Source organism: Mycolicibacterium fallax (assembly GCF_010726955.1).
GTDB lineage: Bacteria > Actinomycetota > Actinomycetes > Mycobacteriales > Mycobacteriaceae > Mycobacterium > Mycobacterium fallax.
Genome location: NZ_AP022603.1, coordinates 1,801,741 through 1,825,455, shown reverse-complemented (window position 1 = coordinate 1,825,455; position 23,715 = coordinate 1,801,741). Strand labels below are relative to the sequence as shown.

Annotated in this window: 21 protein-coding genes and 1 pseudogene; 5 read left to right on the top strand and 17 right to left on the bottom strand. The window is 70.0% G+C overall.

The window, feature by feature from the left end; translation table 11 throughout:
• The 4 genes from G6N10_RS08640 to G6N10_RS08625 are packed head-to-tail and all read right to left on the bottom strand — an operon-like array spanning position 1 to position 4,667.
• Positions 1 to 1,380, bottom strand: coding sequence for a flavin monoamine oxidase family protein (locus G6N10_RS08640; protein WP_085097711.1), 1,380 nt, complete (start codon positions 1,378 to 1,380; stop codon positions 1 to 3).
• A 4-nt stretch (positions 1,381 to 1,384) separates the two neighbouring features.
• Complete coding sequence (locus tag G6N10_RS08635; RefSeq protein WP_085097714.1) at positions 1,385 to 2,359, bottom strand: NADPH:quinone oxidoreductase family protein; 975 nt, start codon at positions 2,357 to 2,359, stop codon at positions 1,385 to 1,387.
• A gap of 44 nt (positions 2,360 to 2,403) precedes the next feature.
• Positions 2,404 to 3,516 (bottom strand): Rv3169 family protein, encoded by a 1,113-nt coding sequence (locus G6N10_RS08630; RefSeq protein WP_085097717.1) that lies wholly within the window; start codon positions 3,514 to 3,516, stop codon positions 2,404 to 2,406.
• Positions 3,516 to 4,667, bottom strand: coding sequence for a phosphotransferase family protein (locus tag G6N10_RS08625; RefSeq protein ID WP_085097720.1), 1,152 nt, complete (start codon positions 4,665 to 4,667; stop codon positions 3,516 to 3,518). Before G6N10_RS08625 ends, G6N10_RS08630 begins: the two co-directional genes overlap by 1 nt.
• 43 nt (positions 4,668 to 4,710) lie before the next feature.
• Between G6N10_RS08625 and G6N10_RS08620 the strand changes: the two genes are divergently transcribed.
• Together G6N10_RS08620 and G6N10_RS08615 are read left to right on the top strand one after the other, a co-directional pair.
• Entirely contained in the window at positions 4,711 to 5,313 is a 603-nt protein-coding gene (locus tag G6N10_RS08620; RefSeq protein WP_085097723.1) for a TetR/AcrR family transcriptional regulator, read from the top strand.
• Between the two features lie 359 nt (positions 5,314 to 5,672).
• Positions 5,673 to 6,824, top strand: coding sequence for a zinc-binding dehydrogenase (locus G6N10_RS08615; RefSeq protein ID WP_085097726.1), 1,152 nt, complete (start codon positions 5,673 to 5,675; stop codon positions 6,822 to 6,824).
• Here the strand turns inward: G6N10_RS08615 and G6N10_RS08610 are convergent.
• Positions 6,821 to 7,651 carry a thioesterase family protein gene (locus tag G6N10_RS08610; RefSeq protein ID WP_085097729.1) on the bottom strand — a complete coding sequence of 277 codons (831 nt, stop codon included), beginning with the start codon at positions 7,649 to 7,651 and terminating at the stop codon, positions 6,821 to 6,823. The two genes, G6N10_RS08615 and G6N10_RS08610, sit on opposite strands and share 4 nt — an antisense overlap.
• A gap of 120 nt (positions 7,652 to 7,771) precedes the next feature.
• Here G6N10_RS08610 and G6N10_RS08605 point away from each other — a divergent pair, with 120 nt between their 5' ends.
• Together G6N10_RS08605 and G6N10_RS08600 are read left to right on the top strand one after the other, a co-directional pair.
• Positions 7,772 to 9,184: an aldehyde dehydrogenase gene (locus G6N10_RS08605; RefSeq protein ID WP_085097884.1), complete on the top strand. Its 1,413-nt coding sequence runs from the start codon at positions 7,772 to 7,774 to the stop codon at positions 9,182 to 9,184.
• A gap of 31 nt (positions 9,185 to 9,215) precedes the next feature.
• On the top strand, positions 9,216 to 10,076 hold the full coding sequence (locus G6N10_RS08600) for an SDR family NAD(P)-dependent oxidoreductase (RefSeq protein WP_085097732.1): 861 nt from the start codon (positions 9,216 to 9,218) through the stop codon (positions 10,074 to 10,076).
• Here G6N10_RS08600 and G6N10_RS08595 read toward each other — a convergent pair whose 3' ends face one another.
• The 9 genes and pseudogenes from G6N10_RS08595 to G6N10_RS08555 form a co-directional block, all read right to left on the bottom strand.
• Positions 10,077 to 10,922, bottom strand: coding sequence for a TauD/TfdA dioxygenase family protein (locus tag G6N10_RS08595; RefSeq protein ID WP_085097735.1), 846 nt, complete (start codon positions 10,920 to 10,922; stop codon positions 10,077 to 10,079).
• 31 nt (positions 10,923 to 10,953) lie between these two features.
• Entirely contained in the window at positions 10,954 to 11,286 is a 333-nt protein-coding gene (locus G6N10_RS08590) for a hypothetical protein (RefSeq protein WP_085097737.1), read from the bottom strand.
• Complete coding sequence (locus G6N10_RS08585; RefSeq protein ID WP_085097740.1) at positions 11,286 to 12,545, bottom strand: aromatic ring-hydroxylating oxygenase subunit alpha; 1,260 nt, start codon at positions 12,543 to 12,545, stop codon at positions 11,286 to 11,288. The genes G6N10_RS08590 and G6N10_RS08585 overlap by 1 nt, the downstream gene beginning before the upstream one ends.
• A gap of 42 nt (positions 12,546 to 12,587) precedes the next feature.
• The gene (locus tag G6N10_RS08580; RefSeq protein ID WP_085097743.1) at positions 12,588 to 13,334 is read right to left on the bottom strand and encodes an SDR family NAD(P)-dependent oxidoreductase; all 747 of its coding nucleotides are present in this window, start codon (positions 13,332 to 13,334) and stop codon (positions 12,588 to 12,590) included.
• A pseudogene (locus G6N10_RS08575) lies at positions 13,327 to 13,599 on the bottom strand (2Fe-2S iron-sulfur cluster-binding protein); the annotation flags it as partial. The pseudogene G6N10_RS08575 and the gene G6N10_RS08580, both read right to left, overlap by 8 nt.
• A gap of 151 nt (positions 13,600 to 13,750) precedes the next feature.
• Positions 13,751 to 14,197 carry a MarR family winged helix-turn-helix transcriptional regulator gene (locus G6N10_RS08570; protein WP_085097750.1) on the bottom strand — a complete coding sequence of 149 codons (447 nt, stop codon included), beginning with the start codon at positions 14,195 to 14,197 and terminating at the stop codon, positions 13,751 to 13,753.
• A gap of 50 nt (positions 14,198 to 14,247) precedes the next feature.
• Complete coding sequence (locus tag G6N10_RS08565; protein WP_085097753.1) at positions 14,248 to 15,498, bottom strand: metal-dependent hydrolase family protein; 1,251 nt, start codon at positions 15,496 to 15,498, stop codon at positions 14,248 to 14,250.
• Positions 15,495 to 15,821: a hypothetical protein gene (locus G6N10_RS08560; protein ID WP_085097756.1), complete on the bottom strand. Its 327-nt coding sequence runs from the start codon at positions 15,819 to 15,821 to the stop codon at positions 15,495 to 15,497. The genes G6N10_RS08565 and G6N10_RS08560 overlap by 4 nt, the downstream gene beginning before the upstream one ends.
• A gap of 4 nt (positions 15,822 to 15,825) precedes the next feature.
• The gene (locus tag G6N10_RS08555) at positions 15,826 to 17,091 is read right to left on the bottom strand and encodes an aromatic ring-hydroxylating oxygenase subunit alpha (RefSeq protein ID WP_085097758.1); all 1,266 of its coding nucleotides are present in this window, start codon (positions 17,089 to 17,091) and stop codon (positions 15,826 to 15,828) included.
• 184 nt (positions 17,092 to 17,275) lie between these two features.
• On the opposite strand from G6N10_RS08555, the gene G6N10_RS08550 reads away from it, so the two are divergent.
• Positions 17,276 to 18,418, top strand: coding sequence for an amidohydrolase family protein (locus G6N10_RS08550; RefSeq protein WP_085097887.1), 1,143 nt, complete (start codon positions 17,276 to 17,278; stop codon positions 18,416 to 18,418).
• Positions 18,419 to 18,661: 243 nt separating this feature from the next.
• Here G6N10_RS08550 and nuoN read toward each other — a convergent pair whose 3' ends face one another.
• Genes nuoN through nuoL form a run of 3 tightly spaced genes read right to left on the bottom strand, consistent with a single transcriptional unit; the run spans position 18,662 to position 23,714 of the window.
• The gene (gene nuoN / locus G6N10_RS08545) at positions 18,662 to 20,275 is read right to left on the bottom strand and encodes an NADH-quinone oxidoreductase subunit NuoN (protein WP_085097761.1); all 1,614 of its coding nucleotides are present in this window, start codon (positions 20,273 to 20,275) and stop codon (positions 18,662 to 18,664) included.
• Positions 20,272 to 21,846, bottom strand: coding sequence for an NADH-quinone oxidoreductase subunit M (locus G6N10_RS08540; RefSeq protein ID WP_085097764.1), 1,575 nt, complete (start codon positions 21,844 to 21,846; stop codon positions 20,272 to 20,274). Before G6N10_RS08540 ends, nuoN begins: the two co-directional genes overlap by 4 nt.
• Positions 21,843 to 23,714: an NADH-quinone oxidoreductase subunit L gene (gene nuoL, locus G6N10_RS08535; RefSeq protein ID WP_085097767.1), complete on the bottom strand. Its 1,872-nt coding sequence runs from the start codon at positions 23,712 to 23,714 to the stop codon at positions 21,843 to 21,845. Before nuoL ends, G6N10_RS08540 begins: the two co-directional genes overlap by 4 nt.
• Position 23,715 lies beyond the last annotated feature (1 nt).

Here is a 23,715-nt window from a genome sequence, read left to right as displayed (position 1 = left end):
TCAGTCCGGCCGGGCCAACCAGGACGCCGCCTCATCGGCGGCCCGATAGCCCGAGCGAACCGCGCCGTCGAGGAAACCGGTCCACTCGTCGGCGGTCTCGGTGCCGGCCCAGAAGATCGGCCCCAGCGGCTTGCGCAGCCATGGCCCGACCCCGGTCCAGGACCCGGTCGGCACCGCGGCCGTCGGCCCGCCGGGAGCGAATTCCTCACCGCCCCAACTGTGGTCGACGTAGGCGACCGGGTGCCGGGCCCGCTCGCCGAACAGGTTCGCGAACCCGGCCAGGGCGGCCTCGCGGCGTTGACCGGGTTCCAGCTCGTCGAAATTGCGCGGGTCGACGAAGCCAAGCAGCACACCCGGCCCGGCCGGGCTCGGGCTCACATCGAAGGTGATGAACACCGGGCCGGTGTCGGACAGGCCCTCCCCGGAGCGGCCGTCGATCCGCCAGAACGGGTACTCGTAGACGGCGTAGGCCTTCGACAGCCGGCCCTGCGGCCAGCAGCGCATCAGCCGCTGGTATTCCGCGGGCAGCGCGGGGGAGAACTCGATCGCGGCGCGGTGCTGCGGCGGGATCGCGATGATCGCGGTGCGGGCGTTCACCTCGCAGTTCTCGTCGTCGCCGGCGGGTTTTTCGGGTTGCCCGCAGCGGACCCGCACGCCGCGTTCGTCCCGGATGATCCGGTCGACCAACGTCGACAGCCGCACCCGGTCACCGAGTTCGGCGGCCATCTTCTCGGCGATCTCCTGGGTGCCGCCGGGGAAGCGGTCCTGTTGGGCGCCGCCGGTCACATCCAGCATCCGATCCAGCCCGCCGGCGGCCTTGACGTAGCGCAGTACATGCAGCATCGACACGTCGTCGGGCTCGGCGCCCCAGGTCACCCGCGCGGCGATCGCCATCAGGTCGTGGGTGGCCGGGGCGGCGCGGACCGATACCAGCCACTGCCGCAGCGACATGGCGTCCAGCCGGCGGGCCTCCGGCGCCTTCCACGGCGCGTCGATCGGGACGTCGCGGGTCAGCCGGGCCAGCTGCCAGCGCACCCAGCCGAGGTTGGCCAGCGTCGCCGGCGACAGCTTCGGAACGGTGCCGCGGTAGCTGCGCAGCTTGCCGCGCCAGTGGATGACGTTGTTGCCCGCGCAGTACGTCGGGGTCGTCGCGACGCCGAGTTCCCGGGCCAACTCCAGCACCGCGTCCTGGCCGGGACCGACGAAGGTCGCGCCGAGGTCGAGCGGGATACCGGCGGTCGCCTGGGTCCAGGATCGTCCGCCGACGCGGTCGCGGCCCTCCAGCACCAGCACGTCGAGGCCGGTGCGTGCCAGCTGGCGGGCGGCGGCCAGCCCGGCGAAGCCGGCGCCGATGATGACGACATCCACTTCTTCGGCCATCGGGTCACCGCACCTTCAGCACGATCTTGCCCCGGGCGGCGCGGTTCTCCAGCGCGGCGATCGCCTCCCCGGCGCGGGCCAGCTCGAACACCTGCGGGTCGGGCGCGGTCACCGCGCCGGAGGTCAGCAGTGCGCTGAGCTGGTCCCAGGCCTCGGCCAGATAGCCCGGGTGGCTCAGCGCCCAGGCGCCCCAGCCGACACCGACGACGTCAATGTTGTTGAGCAGCAAGCGGTTCACCCGCACCGTCGGGATCTCCCCGCCGGTGAACCCGATCACCAGCAGGCGCCCGGCCGGGGCCAGGCTGCGCAGCGAGTCGGTGAAGCGGTCGCCGCCGACCGGGTCGACGACGATGTCCACCCCGCGCCCGCCGGTCAGTTCGGTCACCGCGGCGCGGAATCCGTCGGCCAGCACCACCTCGTCGGCCCCGGCCGCCGTCGCCGCGTCGATCTTGTCGGCGCCCGAGACCACCGCGATGGTCCGCCCGGCGCCCAGGGCGCGGGCCAACCGCAGTGCCGAGGTGCCGATGCCGCCGGCGGCCCCGTGCACCAGCACGGTTTCCTCGGGCATCAGCCTGCCCCGGGTGCGCAGCGCGAAAAGCACGGTCAGGTCGTTGAACAACGTCCCGGCGCCGGCCTCGAAGGAGATGTTGTCGGGCAGTGCGAAGACCCGCTCGGGCGGCAGCGCGATGGTTTCGGCCATCCCGTCGACGATCATGCTGAGCCCCAGCACCCGGTCCCCGGCCGTCAGGCCGGTGCCGTCCGGGGCGCTGCGCACCACCCCGGCGACCTCACCGCCGGGAGTGAACGGCAGCGTCGGGGTGTACTGGTAGCGGCCCCGGGTGAGCAGTGCATCCGGGTAGGCGACGCCGGCCGCGTGCACGTCGATGATCACCGAATCCGGGCCGGCCACCGGTTCGGGGACCTCGTTGAGCTCCACGGCCTCGGGCCCGTCGAGTCGGGTGATCTGGATGGCGCGCATAACGCACCTTAGCGAAGTCACCGGCGCGGTGAACGGTGGTCCGGCTACGGCGCGACGGTCAGCCAGTCGGCGAACCCGGACGGATCGTGGCGGCCCAGGGCGCCGTGCTCGAACAGGCCCCAGCCCTCGTGCTCGCCGTCGGCGTCGTGGCAGACCGCGCGGCCGACGTGGTCGATCACCCCGAAGCCCGAGCGCGCGACGATGCCCGGGTCGGTCATGTCGTAGCTGAGCCGCTCGGTGAAGTTCTCGCCCTTCCAGGTGCCGTGGATCCAGTCGGAGTCGCCGCCGTAGCCGCCGCCGACGTGGATCGGGCACGGCAGCTTGGACTCGACGTCCAACCGCACCGGCGCACCGTTTCCGTCGGTGGCCTCGATGGTGGCGCCGGTCGGGATCCGGGTGCCGGAGGTGTAGTGGATCTTGACCCGCGGCCAGCCGAGTTGCTCGATGCGACCGTCGGCGTAGATGCGGGTGCAGTCATTGAGCGAGCGGAACCCGTTGGGCTCCTCCTGGATGATCAGCACGATCGAGAAGTTCTCGAAGGCGACCGGCACGTACAGCCACCACATCCCCTCGAACGGTGGGTCGGCCGGGCGGCCGGCGGGCTCGGCCTCGCCGACCGGGCGGATTCCCCAGGACCGGTCCCGGCTGCCGATCCACACCGCGGGGTCGACGGTGATCATCTCGCCGTCGATCTCCAGATGCCCACTCCAGGAACCGAGTTGGGCGAACCGCTGGGCGTCCAGGGTGACCCGGGTGCCGGCCCGCAGCACATGACGCTGCTCCTGCACGACGGGAAACAGCCCGTTCCAGGTCAGGTCCGCGGCGATGCCCTCGGTGTTGTCCAGGTGGATCCGCAGTCGCTGCAGTGGCTCGGACACCTCGACCCGGTAGTTGCCGACGTGCTGGTCGAGCCGGTTGCCGTCGATGGCGTCGGACAGGTGCACCGCGGTCTGGGTGTCACCGCGGCGGACCAGCAGGAACGCGTCCTTGACCCCGAGATTCGGGTAGTAGCCGATCCCGGAGATGACGAAGATGTCGCCGCTGCGGTCGTGCGCGTTGAAGTAGGACCGGTCGTAGAAGTTTCGGTCGCTGTAGCCCGGCCAGGCGATCGGCTGGGGGACCTGGTGTATTGGGAATTCGTCCATCGGTCCGAGCATCAGGCGTCACCTTCCAGCAGTTTTTCCAGTAGTGGCTTGTGGTAGAAGAGCGAATCGATGTCCTCGGGCTGTTCCATCTCGCCGAAGTGCACCCGGCGGGCGCCGGTGCGCATGAACACGCAGCACCACACCACCGCGGCGTAGACGTGGAACCAGCGCAGGTCGCCGATCTCGACGCCGGTCAGCCGCCGGTACGTCGCGCGAACGTCCTCCTCGCGCAGCACGTCGGGCATCCCGGGCAGGTTGGCCATCGCGCACAGTTCCTGAAAAACCAAGTGCGCAAAGATGATCCACGACACATCGAACTCGCGGGGGCCGACGGTGGCCATCTCCCAGTCCAGCACCGCCGCCGGGCGGAAGTCCCGGTAGAGCACGTTGCCGATCCGGGAATCGCCCCACACCAGCACCGGGTCTCCGGCGGCCACGTCGTCGGGGAAGTTCTCCTCCAGCCAGGCCAGCGCCCGATCGACCAGTGCCGAGCGGCCGAGGTCCGCGGCGGCGAACTCGTGCCAGTTCTGCAGCCAGCCGAAGTGCCGGCGCAGCGGGGTGTCCCCGGGCGGGTCGGCGTCGGCGATGAAATCAAAGGTGCCGGCTGCGTCGGGGATCGAGTGCAGCTTGGCGATCACCTCGATCGAGCTGTCCTGCAGCAGTCGCTGCTGCTCGGGCGTGGCGTCGAAGAACCAGTTGTTGCCGAAGGTGTAGGGCATCACGTCCGGGGGCACCTGGCCGTCGACGTGGTCCATCAGGAAAAACGGCGCGCCGAGCACCTCGCCGGTGTTCTCCAGCCAGCGGACCCGGGGGACCGGCACGTCAGTCAGCTCGCCGGCCAGCCGCATCACCTCGAATTGGTGATCGAGCCGGTAGGAGGCGAACACCGGCACGTCGCTTTCGGTGGGGGCGACCCGGGCCACCCATTTCTGCTCGGTCGCCACGCCGCCGTCGGTCCAGCGGCCGGTCAGGATCAGGGTCTCCGAGCTCATGCCGTTGGAGTCGATGCCGCTTTCCACGGTGATCTCCGGGCGGATGCCGTCGGGCATTACGGTGGAAAGCCAATCGGAGATGGCGGCCGGGACCGTCGAGACGTCGCGGCTGGAACGCTGCAGGTGCTCGATGTTCTCGACGGGTCTGTCCGCCGCGGAATGATTGGCCACGGGTATTCCCTTCGCGCCTAATTACGATACGGTAGGTAGCGATATGAAAGCAGACGACGATACGGTTGACAAGGGTCCGGGGGCGGGTCGGCCCCGCGACCCCCGCATCGATGCGGCCATTCTCGCCGCCACCGCCGAGTTGCTGGTGGAGATCGGCTACCCGAACGTCACGATGGCCGCGATCGCCGAGCGGGCCGGCACCACCAAGACCGCGCTGTACCGACGCTGGCCCGGCAAGGCCGAACTCGTGCACGAGGCCGCCTTTCCCGCCGCGCCGACCGCGCTCGACGAGCGGTCGGGCGACATTGCCGCCGACATTCACGCCATGATCGCCGCGGCCCGCGACATCTTCACCAGCCCGGTGGTGCGGGCCGCGCTGCCCGGGCTGATCGCTGACATGGCCGCCGACACCGAGCTCAATGACCGGGTGATGGGCCGGTTCACCCAGGTGTTCTCCGTGGTGCGGCAGCGCATCGTGGAGGCGGTCCGCTCCGGCGAGGTCAACCCCGCCGTCGACCCGGATCGGCTGGTCGAGTTGATCGGCGGCGGCACCCTGATGCGCCTGCTGATGCAACCGCAGCAGCCGCTGGGGGACGACTGGGTCGATCAGACCGCCGCGATCGTCGTGCACGGCGTGCAGAAGTAGACACGCCCCTTTTGCCTTGCGCCGGCAGCCCTTCTCGCCGGCGCGCACTCCTTTTTCTTGGCCCGCACCCCTTTTTCTCGCCAGCGCTCAGCTGTGTACACCTTTCCTCGGCGCGTCGTGTACCTGGTTGAGCGCTGGCAGCGACGGGGTGGCGCCAGCGCTCAGCTGCGTACACCGCGCTCGGCGTGGCGCGTACCAGGGTGAGCGCTGGGCGCGGGGGGAAGCGGGCGCTGGGCGCGGGCCAAGCGGGCGCTGCGCGCGGGCGGGCGGGCACAAGGGCGCGGCGCTGGGGGTGGGCGCGGCCGCCGCAGCACAGCAACTCCGGCAGGTGGTCCTTGCCCTCGGGCGATAATGGCGCGATGAGAGCCGTCAGCTGCCTGCAGGGCGAACTGTCCGTCGTCGATCTGCCCAATCCCCGTCCCGAATACGGCCAGTTGCTGCTGGCGGTGCGGCGCTGCGGCATCTGCGGGTCGGACCTGCACGCCCGCGTCCACGCCGACGAGCTGCACGAGACCCTCAGGCTGGGCGGGTACGACGGCGCGATGAGCGCGGACACCGCGACGGTGCTCGGCCACGAGTTCATCGGCGAGGTGCTCGAAACCGGTGCCGGCGTCCGCGGCTTCCGCCCGGGCACGCTGGTGGCGGCCATGCCGATCCGCCGGGTCGGCGGCGAGGGCCAGATGGTCGGGTTCTCGCCGCACGCGCCGGGCGGAATGGCCGAGCAGACGGTGGCCGAGACCGCGTTCAGCTTTGCGGTGCCCAACGGGCTGGACCTGGACACCGCCGCGATGACCGAGCCGATGGCGGTCGCGCTGCACGCGGTGCACCGCAGCGACATCGGCCGCGGTGACACCGCGGTGGTCATTGGCTGCGGGCCGGTGGGCCTGGGCATCATCTGCCAGCTCAAGACCAAGGGCGTCAAGAAGATCGTCGCCGCCGACTTCTCTCCGACCCGTCGTGGGCTGGCCGCGCGCCTCGGCGCGCACGTCGTGGTCGACCCGTCGGAAGATTCGGTGTACAACCACCTCGGCGCCGGCTTCGTCACCTCACCGCAGCAGCTGTGGGACTTCGGCATCGACACCCTGGACAAGCTGCGCCGGGTCCCGGCCTGGGAGCACCTGTACCGGGTGGGCGACAAGTTCGGCGCGGCCGATCCCAAGCGGCCGATCATCTTCGAGTGCGTCGGGGTGCCCGGGATGATCGAGAGCATCGTCGCGGCCGCGCCGCTGAACACCCGGGTGGTCGTGGCCGGGGTGTGCATGGAGGCCGATCGCTTCCAGCCGGCGCTGGCCATCGGCAAGGAGATCGACCTGCGGTTCAGCTTCGGCTACACCCCGCTGGAGTTCCGCGACACCCTGCACCTGCTGGCCGACGGCAAGCTCGACGTCGCCCCGCTGATCACCGGGCAGGTCGGGCTCGACGGCGTCGCCGCGGCGTTTGCGGCCCTGGCCGACCCGGAGGGCCACGCGAAGATCCTCATCGACCCGGCCAGCGACGCGACAGCACCCTAGGGGCGCTCCCCGGGGACCCCGGCGAAGTTCGGGTTGGCGGCCGAGGTGGTCAGCCCGGTGCCGATCGGGCCGCGGGTGTCGAACAGGGTGGCCGACCCGACCGCGATGCCGTCGGCGCTGTAGTGCGTCAGCGCCGCCAGCCCGATGTACGGGCCCTCGGGCAGCCGGCACAGCGTCAGGGTGTAGTCGGCGTTGATGAAACCCAGTCCGGACGGGGTGAAGTTGGTCATCGACGCGGTCACGTCGACGGCCAACGCGGCCCGGACGAACGGCGACATCGGCTCACCGGCCACCAACTCGCGGACCTCGCGCAGCCAGGCGTGCCGCGGCCCGTCGTGCTGCCAGGCGAAACCGTCGCCGTCGTCCTTGCCGTAGGCGGTGATGAACATCGGCACCGCCGGATTGAACCGCTCCGGCTCGGTGGGCAGCGGCGGCATCGACACCGGGGTGGTCCACGCGGCATCGGGCGGTTGCACCGACGGGCGCAGGTGCAGGGTGGAGGCCCGGGCGACGACCTCGCCGCGCTGGGTCATGGTGGCCGTCAGCGCCCGCATCCGCTTGCCTGCGCGCAGCACCTCGGCGCTGACCTGCACCGGTTCGGTGGCGACGCGGCGCAGGATGTCGACGGTCAACCGCACCGGGATCAGCTCGGGGTCCTCGATCTGCTGCTCGACGGCGCGGGCCAGCATCCCGCCGATCACCTGGCCGCCGAGGGTGGGTCCCCAGCCGCCCTGGGCGATCGGGTTGGGGACGTAGGAGTCGCCGTCGCGGTGGAAGAACGGCGTCAGGGCGGGCTCGGCCACCGCGGCGTCCGGGGACAAATCCATACCGAGATACTTACCGTAACCCGATCCCGTACGGCCGTCCCGCCCCCCTTGTGGCGCCCCCGCACACTCCCGGGCCCTATATTGACAAGCAGTTGATATCAGCTCGGAAGGGTGATCGCCATGACGCAGGGCAGCACGGAACGCATCACGGTTGTCTCCCCGCACACCGAGCAGCCGATCGCCACCATCGACGCGGCCAGTGGCGCCGACGTCGACGCCGCGGTCGCCGCGGCCCGGCACGCCTTCGATCACGGACCCTGGCCCCGGCTGGACCCGGCCCAGCGCATCGCCGTGGTCGGCCGGCTCACCGAGATCTACGCCGCGCGCGGAGCCGAGATGGCCGAGCTGATCACCGCCGAGATCGGCGCGCCGAGCACGTTCTCCCGACGCGCCCAGGTCGGCCTGCCGACCGCGATGATGGGTGCGCTGGCCACCCTGGCCGCGGACTACCCGTGGCAGGAGGAGCGGGCCGGCTTCTTCGGCGGCACCGTGCGGATCCGCCGCGAGCCGGTCGGTGTGGTCGCCGCGATCATCCCGTGGAACATGCCGCAGCTGCTCATCGTCACCAAGCTGATCCCGGCGCTGCTCACCGGCTGCACCGTCATCCTCAAGCCGGCCCCGGAATCCCCGCTGGACGCGCTGCTGCTGGCGGAGATGCTCGACGAGCTCGATCTGCCGCCGGGGGTGGTGCAGGTGCTGCCCGGCGGCGCCGAGGTGGGCGCGCAGCTGGTCGGTCACCCGGGCGTGGACAAGGTGTCCTTCACCGGGTCGACGGCGGCCGGCCGGGCGGTGGCGGCGGCCTGTGCGGCCAACCTCACCAAGGTCAGCCTGGAGCTCGGCGGTAAGTCCGCCGCCATCGTGTTGGACGACGCCGACCCGGCGACCGTCGCGACCGGGGTGCGGGTGGCCAGTCTGGCCAACAGCGGCCAGGTGTGTAATGCGTTGTCGCGCATCCTGGTTCCGGCCGGGCGTGCCGGCGAGTACGTGGACGCGCTGGCCGCCGAGCTGGCCGGACTGCGGGTCGGAGACCCGGCCGACTCGAAAACTCAGATCGGACCGCTGATCTCACGCCGTCAGCAAGACCGGGTGCGCGGCTACATCAACGCCGGCGTCGAACAGGGCGCCCGGCTGGTGGTGGGCGGCGCGGAGTTGCCCGATGGGATCGACCGCGGCTGGTACGTGCGTCCCACTCTGTTCGCCGGCGCCGACAACGCGATGACCATCGCACGGGAGGAGGTCTTCGGCCCGGTGCTCACCGTCATCGAATACCGTGACGAGACCGAAGCCCTTGGCATCGCCAATGATTCGCCCTACGGGCTGGCCGGATCGGTGTGGACCGAGGACATCGACCGGGGCCTGGCGCTGGCCGCCGGGGTGCGCACCGGTACCTTCGGCGTCAACCAGGGCTACACCATGGACCCGTTCGCCCCGTTCGGCGGCGTCAAATGCAGCGGCTACGGCCGCGAACTCGGCCGCGAGGGCCTGGATGCCTATGTGGACGCGAAATCCATTGCCGTGGCGACGCCCCGCTGACCCCGGCCCCGATCCGAGAGGAACACACCGCATGACCCTGACCTTCAATGGCCGCGTCGCCGTCGTCACCGGAGCCGGCGGGGGGCTGGGCCGCTGCCACGCCCTGGAACTGGCCCGCCGCGGCGCGCACGTCGTCGTCAACGACGTGGGTGCGGCCGTCGACGGCAGCGCCGAATCCGCCTCGGCCGCACAGGCCGTCGTCGACGAGATCACCGCGGCCGGCGGTTCGGCGGTCGCCAACACCGATTCGGTGGCCACCGTCGAGGGCGGCCGGGGCATCATCGAGACCGCCGTGGACAACTTCGGCCGGATCGACATCCTGGTCAACAACGCCGGCATCCTGCGCGACGCCGCGTTCAAGAACATGACGCCCGAGCAGGTCGACCCGGTGATCGACGTGCACCTGCGCGGCGCGTTCCACACCTGCATGGCGGCCTGGCCGCACATGCGCGAACAGAACTACGGCCGGATCGTGATGACCACCTCGGGGTCCGGGCTGTTCGGCACCTTCGGCCAGGCCAACTACGGGGCGGCCAAGACCGGCCTGGTCGGGCTGATGAACGTGCTCGCCATCGAGGGCCAGCGCAACAACATTCTGGTCAACGCGCTGTCGCCGATCGCGAAGACCCGGATGACCGAAAACACCATGGCCGAGCTGGTCAAAGAGGCGGCGCCCGAACAGGTTACGCCGGTGGTGGTGTACCTGGCGCATCAGGACTGCGACCGCACCGCGCACATCTACCGGGTCGGCGGCACCAAGGTCTCCCGGGTGTTCTTCGGGGTCACCCCGGGCATCGACGTGCCCGGGCTGACCGCCGAGGACCTGGTCGCCAACATCGACCGGGTCGACGACCCGGCCGGGTTCATCATCCGGGGCGGGCCCGGGACGTAGCTATTGGATCGGCTCGTCGCCAAGCACCGTGGTGCGCAGCATCTCCCGCGGGGAGTCCGGCTCATATGGCGCGGCCCGGTGCAGCACGCCCTGGTTGTCCCAGATGACGGTGTCGCCCACCACCCAGCGGTGGCTGTACACCCGCGCGGGCGCGGTGGCGTGCGCGAGCAACTCCTCCAGCAGCGCCCGGCCCCGCTGAAGATCCATCCCGACGACGTGGTCGGCGGAGGCGCCCAGCACCAGGGACTTACGGCCACTGCGGTGCGTCCAGACCAGCGGGTGCTCGTGGGTGGGCCGGGACCGCCAGCGGGCCAGCATCTCCGCCGGTGGGTCCGGCCAGACCCGGCGCTGGGAGGCCTCCAGCGAATGCACCACCCGCAGCGTGCCGTAGTGCCGCTGCTGTTCGCCGGTCAGATTGTCATAGGCGGCATAGGAATTGGCGAACTCGGTCTCCCCGCCGCGGGCGGCGACCTGGACCGCGGAGAGCACGGTGGCCTTCTGTGGGCATTCGTCGTGCAGTGGAGTGCAGCCGTCGATATGCCAGTCAAAGGTGGCCCGCAGATAGTCGGCGGAGGCGTTCTTGGCCTTGTCCAGGGTGATCGGATAGATGCCCGACACCGGGTGATGGCCGTCGGAGGACCGGTCCACCGCGCCGAGGCGCGCGCAGAACTCCACCTGCGCCTGCGGGTCGAGATTCAGACCGCGAAATACCAGCACCCCGTTGTCTTCCAGGGCATCGAGGATCGCCGCGCCGAGTTGCTCGTCGCAGGCCAGTCGGTCGGCGTCGACGCCGTCGACCTCGGCGCCGACCGAATCGGTCAGTTTGTTGATGGTCAGCACGCTCACGCGGGTTTCCTTCCGGGGCAGGGCAGGTCGGTCAGGGCCGGGGTTCGCCGGTGCGGATCATCACCGCGTCGGCGGCGTCGACCGGGGCGGGCTGGTGCATGACCTCCACCGCCATCGCCACCATGATCAGCGAATAGATCATCCGCAGCAGGTTGGTCGCGTCCTCGGGCAACTCCTCGAGCGGGTACTTGTCGCAGTACTCGATCGCTTCTTCCAGTCGCGGGAAGAAGGCGTCGTAGAACTCGTGCAGCACCGGCATGGTGGAGGCCAGCCGCTGATTCCACCGCTCGGTTTCGGTTTCCAGACACCAGGTTTCGGCGAACGGTTCCAGTTCGGCGAACGCGCTGGGCAGCCGGGTGCTCATCAGGCCACCCCGCGTTCGTCCTGATAGGCCCGCACCCAGTCGCCGGTGGCCTTGTGCAGGTGACGCACCAGGATCTCCTGGTCGTTGAGCGGGAACTCCTCGACGACGTCATACTCCAGGGCGGCCTGGGTGCCGCCGAGCATCCCGGCGTCCTGCAGGGCGAACTCCTTGAGCACCACCGCGGCCACCTCGTGCTCGATCCGCTCGCGCACCGTGCGGGCCGGGTGGAAGAAGGTGTGGGCCTCATACCGGTGGGTGTTGTGCGAGGTGGGCCAGTACCGGTACAGCAGATACCAGCCGCCGTAGAACAGGATCTCGATGTTGGGGAAGATCTGGAAGTTGCTGATGCCCCACGGCTCGATGCCGCCGGGATTGAGCCCGGCCATCGGCAGCCCGCCGAGATCGGGGGTGTGCCAGGGCCCGACCAGGCCGCTGCGGGTCGCGCGCTCGATCGGGTACATGTAGGCATCCGGCAGCAGCCAGCGCCGGGTGCCGGCGGTACACACCAGCCGGTGCGGCCCGTCGATCTGGAAATGCCCGCAGGTGAATCCGGCGTTGGGCACCCGCACCTCCGGCGGCACCTGCTGGGAGTGCAGCGCCGGGACGTGGTAGTACTCCTGGAACGCGTCGGCGAAGATCTTCCAGTTGCTGTTGTTGTGCGCGACCCAGTCGTAGCGTTCGGTCAGCCTGTCGAAGGGGTAGCCTTCCAGTGCGGTGACCATCGGGCCGAGGAATTCGCGCAGGGTCTGACGCGGGCGGGCGTCGAAGTTGACGAACACGAACCCCGCCCACACATCGCAGTGCACCGGCACCAGTCCGTAGTCGGCGGCCTCGACGCCGGGTTCGGGGGTGTGCACCAGCCGGCCGTCCAGGGCGTAGACCCAGCCGCAGCGACGGCAGCTGAATGCCGGGTTGTTGCCGGATATCTCGCCGCTGGGTCCGCGCGGGTGATCGGAGTGCGCCAGCGGGTTGCCGTGGTGACGGCAGGCGTTGTGGAACGCGCGCAGCACGCCGTCGTCGCCGCGCACCAGCAGCACGGTGGCGTCGGCGGCCTCGACGGGCTTGGTCAGAAAGTCACCGGGGTCGGCGATTTCCTCGACCCGGCACAGGTTCAGCCAGGCGCGCTTGAAGATCGCCGCGCGCTCCAGGGCGTAGAACTCCGGGGAGGTGGAGTCCCGGAACGAGATCGGGCCGGTGCCCAGGTCCGGGTAGTGCTCGGTCCATGACCCCTCGGCCGGTTTCGGCCAGTCCGTTGCCATCTGAATCTCCCTGTCAGTGAACCCAATTCGGCCCGGTAGCCATCACATCACCGCGCCGCCGTTGACGCCGAGGGTCTGCCCGGTGATGAAGCCGGCCTCCGGCGAACACAGGAATCCGACCGCGGCGGCGATGTCGTCTGGTTTGCCCAGATGCCCGACCGGGATGTGGCTGGCGATCTGTTCGTCGGACGGCAGGAACCCGGCGGCCTGCGAGGCGTGCTGCATCGGGGTTTCGATGCCTGACGGCGGAATGTTGTTCACCGTGATGCCGACCGCGGCGTACTCCCGGGCCAGCGATTTTGTCAGCGTCAGCAGTGCGCCCTTGGAGGCGGCGTAGTGCGCGGCGAACGGGGTGCCGCGCTGGGCGCTCGACGACGAGATCATCACGATCCGTCCCCAGCCCGCGTCGACCATGTCCGGCAGCGCGACCTGGCAGCAGTGGAAGGTGCCGGTCAGGTTGACCTCGACGAGGCGTTGCCAGTCCGCCACGGTGATGTCGGCGAAGGACGCGTAGCCGAACAGGCCGGCGCTGGTGACCAGAATGCCTACCGGGCCCAATCTTTCGCGCACCTGGGTGAACGCCTGCTCGACGCCGGCGCGGTCGCTGACGTCGACGGGCATCGCGATGGCCTCGACGCCGTCGGCGCGCAACGCCCCGGCGACCCGCTCGGCGGCCTCGGCGTTGATGTCGGCCACCGCGACGCGGTGGCCCCGGCGGCCCAGTTCGTGGCAGGTCGCCTCGCCCATCCCGGAGGCTCCGCCGGTGACGACGGCGACCCGGCTAGTCATAGTGCACCGTCACCGTCGGGCTGGTGGGGATGGCCTGACAGGTGACCACCCAGCCGTCGGCGATCTCGTCGTCGTCGAGCACCTCGTTGTTGAGCATCCGGGCGCTGCCGCAGGTGAGCTGGGCGATGCAGGTGCCGCAGTTGCCGACCTCGCACGAGGACGGGGCGTGCAGTCCGGCCAGTCGCGCGGTCTGCAGCAGCGTGTTGCCGGCGCGGTAGCCGACGGTGGTGGTCTGCCGGTCCAGACGGATGGTCACCGTGGTGGTGGTTCCGCTCGCGGTGGCGGTCGGGGGAGTCATCTCGCGCAGGATATCAAGCACTTGTCATTGCGGGCAAGGGCCTGCTGACATCGGGAAATGCGGTCACCCGAACGACAGCGCCTCGAACGCCACCATCAGCGGAATTCGCACCCACCCCTCAGATGTGGTCTTCCTGCAGCGCGTGACCGGTGCCCTGCTCGATCACCCGGCCCAGCAGGTCGCGCAGCTGCTCCTGCTCGGCCGCCGAGAGCACCCCGAACACCCGGTGGTGGGCGGCCACCGCGTCGGTGAACACCGCCGCGGCCACCCGGCGGCCCTCGTCGGTCAGGTAGGCGTGCAGAATCCGGCCGTGCCCGGGATCCTGGCGGCGCTCCACCAGGCCGCGCTGCTCCAGCCCGGTGAGCGCCAGCTGCACGCCCTGCGGGGTGATCAGCAGCCGGCGGGCCAGCTCGGCGCCGGACAGCCCCGGCTCCTGGGTGAGCTGGCGCAGCACCCCGAGGTGCGCGGTGGACACCCCGTGCGGTTTGACCGCCTCGTTCACCGTGGTCAGTGAGAAGTGGAACGCCTGCTTGAGCAGCCACAGCAGGTTGTCGGTGAGCTCCATGTCCCCTCCTGCCGGCTCGATTCCGAACTGAAACTAGCGCATCGCCGGGCTCAGGGCCGTTTGTAGACCTGGCCGTCTTTCATCACGAACCGGACGTCCTGGGTCACGGTGATGTCGGTGGACGGATCGCCGGGCACGGCGATGATGTCGGCGGCGAATCCGGTGCCCAGCTGCCCGAGTTCACCGGCGGCGTCGACGAGTTCGGCGGCGACCACGGTGGCCGCGCGGATCGCCTGCATCGGGGTCATCCCGCGTTCGACCAGGGCGCCGAGCTCCTTGGCGTTCTGCCCGTGCGGGATGGCCGGCGCGTCGGTACCGCAGGCGATCCGCACGCCCATCTCAATGGCCTTGGGCAGCATGGCCTTTGCCCGCGGGAACACCTCGAGCGCCTTCGCGCGCAGCTCCGGGGCGATCCGGTCGATGGCCATCGCGTCGGTCAGATACGTCGTGGAGACCAGGAAGGTGCCGTGCTCGACCATCATCGCCAGGGTGTCCTCGGTGGCCAGGAAGCCGTGCTCGATGCAGTCGATGCCGGCTCTGATGCAGGCCCGGACCGCGGTGTCGCCGACGGCGTGGGCGGCGACCTTGACCCCGGCGCGATGGGCCTCGTCGGCGATCGCGGCCAGTTCGGCGTCGGAGAACTGCTGGGCGCCCGGGGCGGTGCTGTGCGACATCACCCCGCCGGAGGCCGACACCTTGATCAGCTTGGCGCCGTGGCGGATCTGGTAGCGCACGCAGGCGGTGACGTCGGGCACCCCGTTGGCGATGCCCTCGGCCACCGACAGCGGCATGATGCCCGGGGCCAGCCGCTGGAACACGGTCGGATCCAGGTGCCCGCCATAGGGGGTGACGGCGTGTCCGGCCGGGTAGATCCGCGGGCCGACATGCCAGCCCTGGTCGATGGCCCGCTGCAACGCGACGTCGAGCAGATAGCCGCCGGTCTTGACCATCAGGCCCAGGTTGCGCACGGTGGTGAACCCGGCCTCCAGGGTGGCGCGGGCGTTCACCGTCGCGCGCAGGGTGCGGTAGACCGGGTCGTCCTGCACGCCGTGCATCGGGGTCGGCAGCCCCTGCGGGCTGCCCGGGCCGCCGATGAGCAGGTTGAGCTCCATGTCCATCAACCCGGGCAGCAGCGTGACATCGCCGAGGTCGATGACGGTGGCGCCCTCCGGCAGCGGCCCGTCGGGATTGATGGCGGCGATCCGGGTGCCGGTGACGACGACGACCGCCGGCGCGCAGATGGTGCCTGCGGCCACGTCGGCCCAGCGGGCCGCGCGCAGGACCGTGGTCTGCTCGGTCACGGGATCGGCTCGTAGACGCAATCCAGGCTGGTGGCACCGGAATCGGGCACCCGCGGCTGTTTCCAGCACTCCACCGGGAAGGACACCGTGATCATCGAATACAGCAGCCGCATCAGGTTGACGACGTCCTCGGGCATCTCGTCGAGCGGAAACTTGTCGCAGTAGGACAGGGCCTCCTCGGCGCGGGCGGTGATGGCGTCGTAGAACGCCTGCATCTCGGTCATGGTGGACCCCAGCCGCTTGGCGTAGCGCTGCTCCTCGTTGGGCAGCACCCAATCGGCGAACGGCTCCAGGTCGGCGAATTCGGTTGGCAGCACGCTCATCTGGTCACACCCCCGCGGTCTTGCGCTGGTAGTCGGCGATCCAGTTGGCGGTCTCGTTGTGCAGGTGGCGCAGCAGGACCTCCTGATCGCAGTACAGGAACTCCCCGACCACCCGGGTTTCCAGGCTGGACTGGGTGGCCTCCAGGGTGTTGGCGTCCTGCAGGCCGTATTCCTTGAACGACTGCGCGGCCAGCTCCTGGGCGACGCGCTCGCGGGGGGTGCGCGGCTGCGGAAAGTACAGCGTGCATTCGAAGATGTGGGTCCGATGCGACGTCGGCCAGTAGTGGTAGGTCAGATACCAGCCCTGACCCCAGAACAGGATGACGAAGTTCGGGAACAGCTGGAACGAATCCAGGCCCCACGGCTCGCAGTTGGCCGGGTTCAGCCCGTCGGGCATCGGTCCGAGGTCGGGGCCCTCCCACGGGCCGAACAGCCCGCTGCGGCAGATGTCTTCGATCGGCTTGCGCATGTCGGCCGACATCTCCCAGACCCGCACCCCGGAGGTGCTGACCAGCCGGTGCGGGCCCTCGATGCGGTAGTGCGGGGCCTCGAATCCGGCCTCGGCGGCGGCCTTGGAGTAGGCCGTCGGCGACTGGTTCGCGTGCAATATCGGGGCGTGGTAGAACTCCTGGAACGCGTCCATGTAGAGCTTCCAGTTGGCGTTGACCTCGGCGCGATAGGTGAACCGCTGGGTCAGCCGGTCGAACGGGTAGCCCTCAAGGTTGGTGATCATCGGGCCGAGGAAATCGCGCAGCGACTGCTCGGGCTCGGCGGCGAAGTTGACGAAGATGAACCCCTCCCAGAGCTCGCAGTGCACCGGCACCAGGCCGTATTTGCTCTTGTCGAGGTCGAAGAACTCACCCTCCTGCTGCACGAAGGTCAGGTTGCCGTCCAGGTCGAAGCGCCAGGCGTGGTACTTGCAGGTGAACTGACGGCAGACGCCGCTGGTCTCCTCGGCGGGCATGTCGTTCCACACCAGCTTGTTGCCGCGGTGCCGGCAGATGTTGTGGAAGGCCTTGACCTCGCCGGTCTTGGTGCGCACCACGATGATCGAGGTGTTGACCGCCTTGAGCTCCTTGGTGAAATAGCTGCCCTTGCGGGGCAGGAGTTCGACCCGGCCGACGTTGAGCCAGGCGCGTTTGAAGATCGCCGCGCGTTCCAGCTGGTAGATGTCGGGGTTGATCGAGTCCTCGTAGGAGACCGGGCCGGTACCGAGCTGCGGATAGTGCTCGGTCCAGCTGCCTTCGGCGGGCTTCGGGAAACGGGGCATCCAAACTCCTTCTCAGGCGCCGAGGGCGCGGCGTGAGTCCGGTTTGACGGTAACGCCCACCAGGGGCAATGACAAGTAGTTGATATTGACCATGTGCTGTGCAGACGCTCAGCGGTGGGCTAGGTTGGAGAAGTACGGTGCGCGCCCCGGCCCGGCGGGCATCATGGACCACGGAGGTGCCCCGATGACGACCACCGCGAACGAGCGCAAGCCCGCCGCCGAACGCATCGCGGTGCGCTGCGTCGACTCCGACGTACACCCGATGCCCAAGCGCGGCCAGCTGGTGGAGTACCTGCCCGAGCCGTGGCGCAGCAAGTACTGGGGCAGTCACCCCTACGGGGAGCTGATCTACTACGACGCGCCCGACTACGCGCACTCCTACGCCATGCGGGTGGACTCCTTTCCCGCCGACGGGGAATTCGCCTGCAGCGACCCGGATCTGGCGTTCAAGCAGCTGATCATGGAGGCCGGCTCCGACATTGCGATCCTGGAGCCGGGCGCCTATCCGGCCCGGCTGCCCGAGGCCGATCACGCGATGAGCCAGGCACTCAACAGCTGGCAGGCCAACCACTGGCTGGACTCGCACAACAACTGGCACGAGCGCTGGCGCGGATCGATCTGCGTGTCGATCGAGGCGCCGCAGCTGGCCGCCGCGGAGATCGAGAAGTGGGCGGGGCACCCGTATATGGCCCAGATCCTGATCAAGGCCGAGCGCCGGCCGTCCTGGGGCGACCCGTGCTACGACCCGGTCTGGGCCGCCGCCACCAAGCACGACATCGTCGTCAGCTGCCACCTGTCCCGCAGCCACCACGAGGAACTGCCGATCCCGCCGGTCGGGTTCCCCAGCTACAACCACGATTTCATGTGCAGCTACTCGCTGCTGGCCGCCAACCAGGTGATGTCGCTGATCTTCGACGGCGTCTTCGACCGGTTCCCGACCCTGCGGATCGTGTTCGTCGAGCACGCCTTCACCTGGATCCTGCCGCTGATGTGGCGGATGGACGCGCTGTACGAGGCGCGCAAGTCGTGGATGGACATCAAGCGCAAGCCCAGCGAATACGTCAAGGAGCACATCAAGTTCACCACCCAGCCGCTGGACTATCCCGAGGACAAGACCGAGCTGATGCGGGCGTTCGAGTGGATGGAGTGCGAGAAGCTGCTGCTGTTCTCCTCCGACTACCCGCACTGGACGTTTGACGACCCGCGCTGGCTGGTCAAGCACCTGCCCGAGCACGCCCGCGAGGCGGTGATGTTCCGCAACGGCATCCAGACCTACCACCTGCCGGACACGGTGCCGGCGCTGGAGGGCCAGGTCCGGGTGCACTGACCTGGGCCGGGGCCCGGTGCCGCTGGGGTGTGCCCAGCCCCGGAGTGTGCCGAAGCCCAGGGTTGTGCCCAGCGCTCACTCTTGGACGCCCCGCGCGGCGTGTCGTGTACCCCGTTGAGCGCTCGGCGGAAGGTGATGTGCCCAGCGCTCAGCCTTGGACGCCCCGCGCGGCGTGTCGTGTACCCCGTTGAGCGCTCGGCGGAAAGGGGGGAGTGCCCGGTGGAAGGGGGGCGGCGGCAGGGCTCAGCGTAGGAAGGCCACCGCGGCGTCGGCGAGGTCCAGCAGCGGCTGGGGGAGCACGCCGAGGGCAAAGGTGACCCCGCCGGTCAGCGCGACGGTTGCCGACGTCGTCCAGCTGGGCCGCACCAGCACCGGGGCATTCTCGGGCGGATCGGTGAAGAACATCAGCACGATCACCCGCACGTAGAAGTACGCCGCCACCGCGCTGGCGAGCACGCCGACGACCACCAGCGGCATCGCCCCACCCTCCGCGGCGGCCTTGAACACCGCGAACTTCGCGACGAACCCGCTGGTCAACGGAATCCCCGCGAAGGCAAGCAGGAACAGCGAAAACACCACGCCCAGCACCGGATAACGTCGACCCAGCCCGGCCCACCGGGACAGCGCGGTGGCCTCCTGGCCGTCGGCGTCGCGTACCAGCCCCACCACCGCGAACGACCCGAGGGTCGAGAAGCCGTAGGCAAACAGGTAGAACAGTGTGGCTGCGATGCCCGCGTCGTTCAGCGCGATCACCCCGGTCAGGATGAAGCCGGTGTGCGACACCGCCGAATAGGCCAGCAGTCGCTTGACGTCGTTCTGGGTGACCGCGGCGATCGTGCTGACCACCATCGTCAGGATCGCAACCACCCACAGCACCGGCCGCCACGCGTCGGCCAGCCCCGGTGCCATCACATAGCAGACCCGCAGCAACGCACCGAACGCGGCGATCTTGGTGGCGGCGGCCATGAACGCGGTGATCGGCGTCGGCGCGCCCTGGTACACGTCGGGCACCCAGGAGCCGAACGGCACCGCGCCGACCTTGAACAACAGCCCGACCAGCAGCAGCCCGGTACCCAGCAGTGCCATCGTGCTGACCTCGCCGCCGGCGACCGCGGCGGCGATCCCGGGAAGCGACAGCGTCCCGGCGAACCCGTACAGCAGCGCGACCCCGTAGAGCAGGATCGCCGACGAGAACGCCCCCAGCAGAAAGTATTTCAGCGCAGCTTCCTGGGACAGCAGCCGCTTGCGCCGGGCCAGTCCGCACAGCACGTACAGCGGCAGCGACAGCACCTCCAGCGCGACGAACAGCGTCAGCAGGTCGTCGGCCGCGACGAACAGCAGCATGCCGCCGATCGCCAGCAGGGTCAGCGGGAACACCTCGGTCTGCATCACGCCGGCGGCGGAGGCCTGGCGTTCGGCCACGCTGCCGGGCACCGTCGAGGCCTGCGGGGTGAACCCGTCCAGGCCGTCGGCCGCCGCCTCGTCGGGATCTGCGGGGGCGGCGGAATCCGACGGGATCCGGATCACCCGCTCGCCGATCAGCAGCACCCCCAGCAGCCCGATCACCAGGATGAGTTCCTGCAGGAACAGTGCGGGGGCGTCGAGGGCCACCGAGCCGCCCATCACGGTGTGATCCGGCGCCCCGCCCCGGCCGACGACCAGCACCGAAATCATTGCGGCCAGAAGGGATCCCAGCGCCAGCGTCAACTGTGCGGCGAACCGGGCGCGCCGCGGCGCGAACGCCTCCACCAGCACGCCGGCGATCGCGGCGCCGAACACGATCAGCATCGGCGCCAGCAGCCGGTACGCCACGCTCGGCGCCGGCAGGCTCTGGGCGGCCAGCAGGTCCAGGGTCATCGCGGCCCCCGCGCGGACTGCGGCGCCGGATCATGCTCCCCGACGATGGACAGCGTGTGCTGCACCGCCGGATCGATCACATCCAGGGCGGGCTTGGGATAGATGCCGAGCACCAGCAGCAACGCCAGCAGCGGTGCGACGACGACGAGTTCGCGACCGCGCAGGTCGCCGAGCCGGTCGGAGCCCTTGCGCACCGGCCCGCCCATCACCCGCTGATACAGCCAGAGAATGTAGACCGCGGACAGCACCAGCGCGGTCGAGGCGATCGCCGCGGGCACCGGATAGCGGGTGAATGTGCCGACCAGAACCAGGAATTCGCTGATGAACGGCGCCAGCCCGGGCAGCGACAGGGTGGCCATCCCGGCGACCAGGAAGGTGCCGGCCAGCACCGGTGCGACCCGCTGCACCCCGCCGTAGTCGGCGATCAGCCGGCTGCCGCGCCGCGACACCAGGAACCCGGCGATCAGAAACAGCGCCGCGGTGGAGAGCCCGTGGTTGACCATGTACAGCGCCGACCCGGCCTGGCCCTGACTGGTCATCACGAAGATGCCCAGGACGATGAAGCCGAAGTGGCTGATCGAGGTGTAGGCGATCAGCCGCATCATGTCCCTCTGGCCGATCGCGACCACCGCGCCGTAGACGATGCCGATCACCGCCAGGGTGATCACCAGCGGCCGGAACAGCATCGCGCTGTCGGGGAACAACTGCAGGCAATAGCGCAGCATGCCGAAGGTGCCGACCTTGTCGACGACGGCCATCATCAGCACCGCGGTGGCCGGGGTGGATTCCACCGCGGCGTCGGGCAGCCAGCGGTGCAGCGGCCACAGCGGGGCCTTGATCGCGAACGCGAACAGGAAGCCCAGGAAGATCGCGTGCATGACGGCGGGGTTGACGTCCAGGCCGCCGGAGGCCACCACCGCGACGATCGCCCGCAGGTCGAAGGTGCCCGCGTCGAAGGCGTCGCTGCCCGCGGTGACGACGTACAGCGCGATCACCGCGGCGAGCATGACCAGCCCGCCGAGCAGGTTGTAGAGCAGGAACTTCACCGCCGCGGCGCTGCGCCTGGCCCGCTCGCCGAACCCGCCGAACCCGCCGATCAAGAAGTACAGCGGGATCAGCATCGCCTCGAAGAACACGTAGAACAGCAGAATGTCCAGGGACACCAGCGCGATCAGCACCATCGACTCGACGGCCAGCATCAGCGCCACGTAGGCGTGTGGGCCGCGTCCGCCCAGCTCATCGCCCTCCGGGGCGTCGTGCCAGCCGGCGATGATCAGCAGCGGCACCAGCACCGCGGTCAGCACCACCAGCGCCAGCGCGATGCCGTCGACCCCGAGCAGATAGCCGGTGCCAAACGACGGGATCCACGGCTGGTCCTCGACGAATTGGTACTGCGCGCCGGCCGGGTCGAAACCGGCGGCCAGCACCACCGCGATCGCCAGCACCAGCAGCGACACCCCGAGCGCGGCCCAGCGCACCAGCTGCCGCGCCGCCGCCGGCATCCCGATGATCAGCACCGCCCCCAGCAGCGGGGTGGCCCACAGCAGGGTCAGCCACGGCACGCCGGTCATCGGCCCGCCGCCCAGATCACCGCGAGCAGCACCGCGCTGCCGGCCAGCATGAACAACGCGTACGAGCGGACGTAGCCGGTCTGCCCGCGGCGCAGCAGGACCGAGGTCCCGGAGACGACGGCGGCCAACCCGCGCCCGGCGCCGTCGACCACCCGGTCGTCGAGGGTGACCAGCCCGGCGGACAGCGCCCGGCCCGGCCGCATGAACACCGCCTCGTTGACCGCGTCGCCGTAGAGGTCGCGGCGGGCGGCGATGGTCAGCGCGGACACCTCGGTCGGTGCGGTGTCGGCCACCTCGCCGGCGTACATCCGGTAGCCGGCCCAGATCCCGGCGCCGACGACGGCGAGGGTGATGATCGTCATCGCCAGGGCCGGCAGCTGTGGCTCGCCGTGCTGGGAGCCGACGACCGGCGCCAGCCAGCCGGACAGCCGGCCGCCGGCCAGTGCGGCGCCGGCGCCGACGGAGCCCACCGCCAGCAGCAGCATCGGCACGGTCATCACCCGGGGGGATTCGTGCGGGTGGGCCTGCGGGGCCCAGCGGGGCCGGCCGAAGAAGGTCAGCAGCATCACCCGGGTCATGTAGAACGCGGTGATCCCGGCCCCGATCAGCGCCGCGCCGCCGAGCAGCAGCCCGCGCAGTCCGCCGACGGCGAACGCCGTCTCGATGATGGCGTCCTTGGAGAAGAAGCCGGCGAACGGCGGCACCCCGATGATCGCCAGGTAGCCCAGCCCGAAGGTGAGGTAGGTGATCGGCAGCACGGTGCGCAGCCCGCCGAGGCGGCGGATGTCGGTCTCGTCGTTCATTGCGTGCATCACCGAACCGGCGCCCAGGAACAGGCCGGCCTTGAAAAAGCCGTGGGTCAGCAGGTGCATGATCGCCACCGCGTAGCCGGCCGGCCCGAGCCCGGCGGCCAGCACCATGTAGCCGATCTGGCTCATCGTCGAGGCGGCCAGCGCCTTCTTGATGTCGTCCTTGGCGCAGCCGATGATCGCGCCGAACAGCAGGGTGACCGCGCCGACGGTCACCACCGCGGTCTGGGCGGCCGGCGCCAGGTTGAAGACCGGCCCGGAGCGCACGATCAGGTACACCCCGGCGGTCACCATGGTGGCGGCGTGGATCAGCGCCGACACCGGGGTCGGGCCCTCCATCGCGTCGCCGAGCCAGGACTGCAGCGGCACCTGCGCCGACTTGGCGCAGGCTCCCAGCAACAGCAGCAGCCCGATCCCGGTCAGCGTGGTGTCGGTGAGCAGCGGCGCGGCGGCGAAAACCCCGGCGAAGGAAACGGTTCCGGCGGCGGCGAACATCCACGCGATCGCCAGCATCAGGCCCATGTCGCCGACCCGGTTGACCACGAACGCCTTCTTGGCCGCCGCGGCGGCACTGGGCTTGTGCTGCCAGAACCCGATCAGCAGGTACGACGCCAGGCCGACGCCCTCCCAACCGAGGTACAGGCCCAGGTAGTTGTCCGCCAGCACCAGCAGCAGCATCGCCGCGACGAACAGGTTCAGACAGCCGAAAAACCTTCTGCGGCCCGGGTCGTCGGCCAGGTAGCCGATCGAATACAGGTGGATCAGCGCGCCCACCCCGGTGATCAGCAGCACGAAGCAGACGCTCAGCGCGTCCAGGCGCAGCCCGAAGTCGACCCGCAGCTCGCCGACCGGCACCCAGGTGAACAGGTTGCCCTGCAGCACCCGGTGGGCCGCGGCCCGGCCGAGCAGCTCGGCGAATCCGGCCACCGCGACGGCGAACGCGCCGAGCACCGTCGCGCAGCCGAGCAGGTGACCCCACCGGTCGGTGCGGCGCCCGCCCAGCAGCAGCACGATCGCCCCGCCGAGAGGCAGGGCGATCGGCAGCCACAGCAGGGTCATC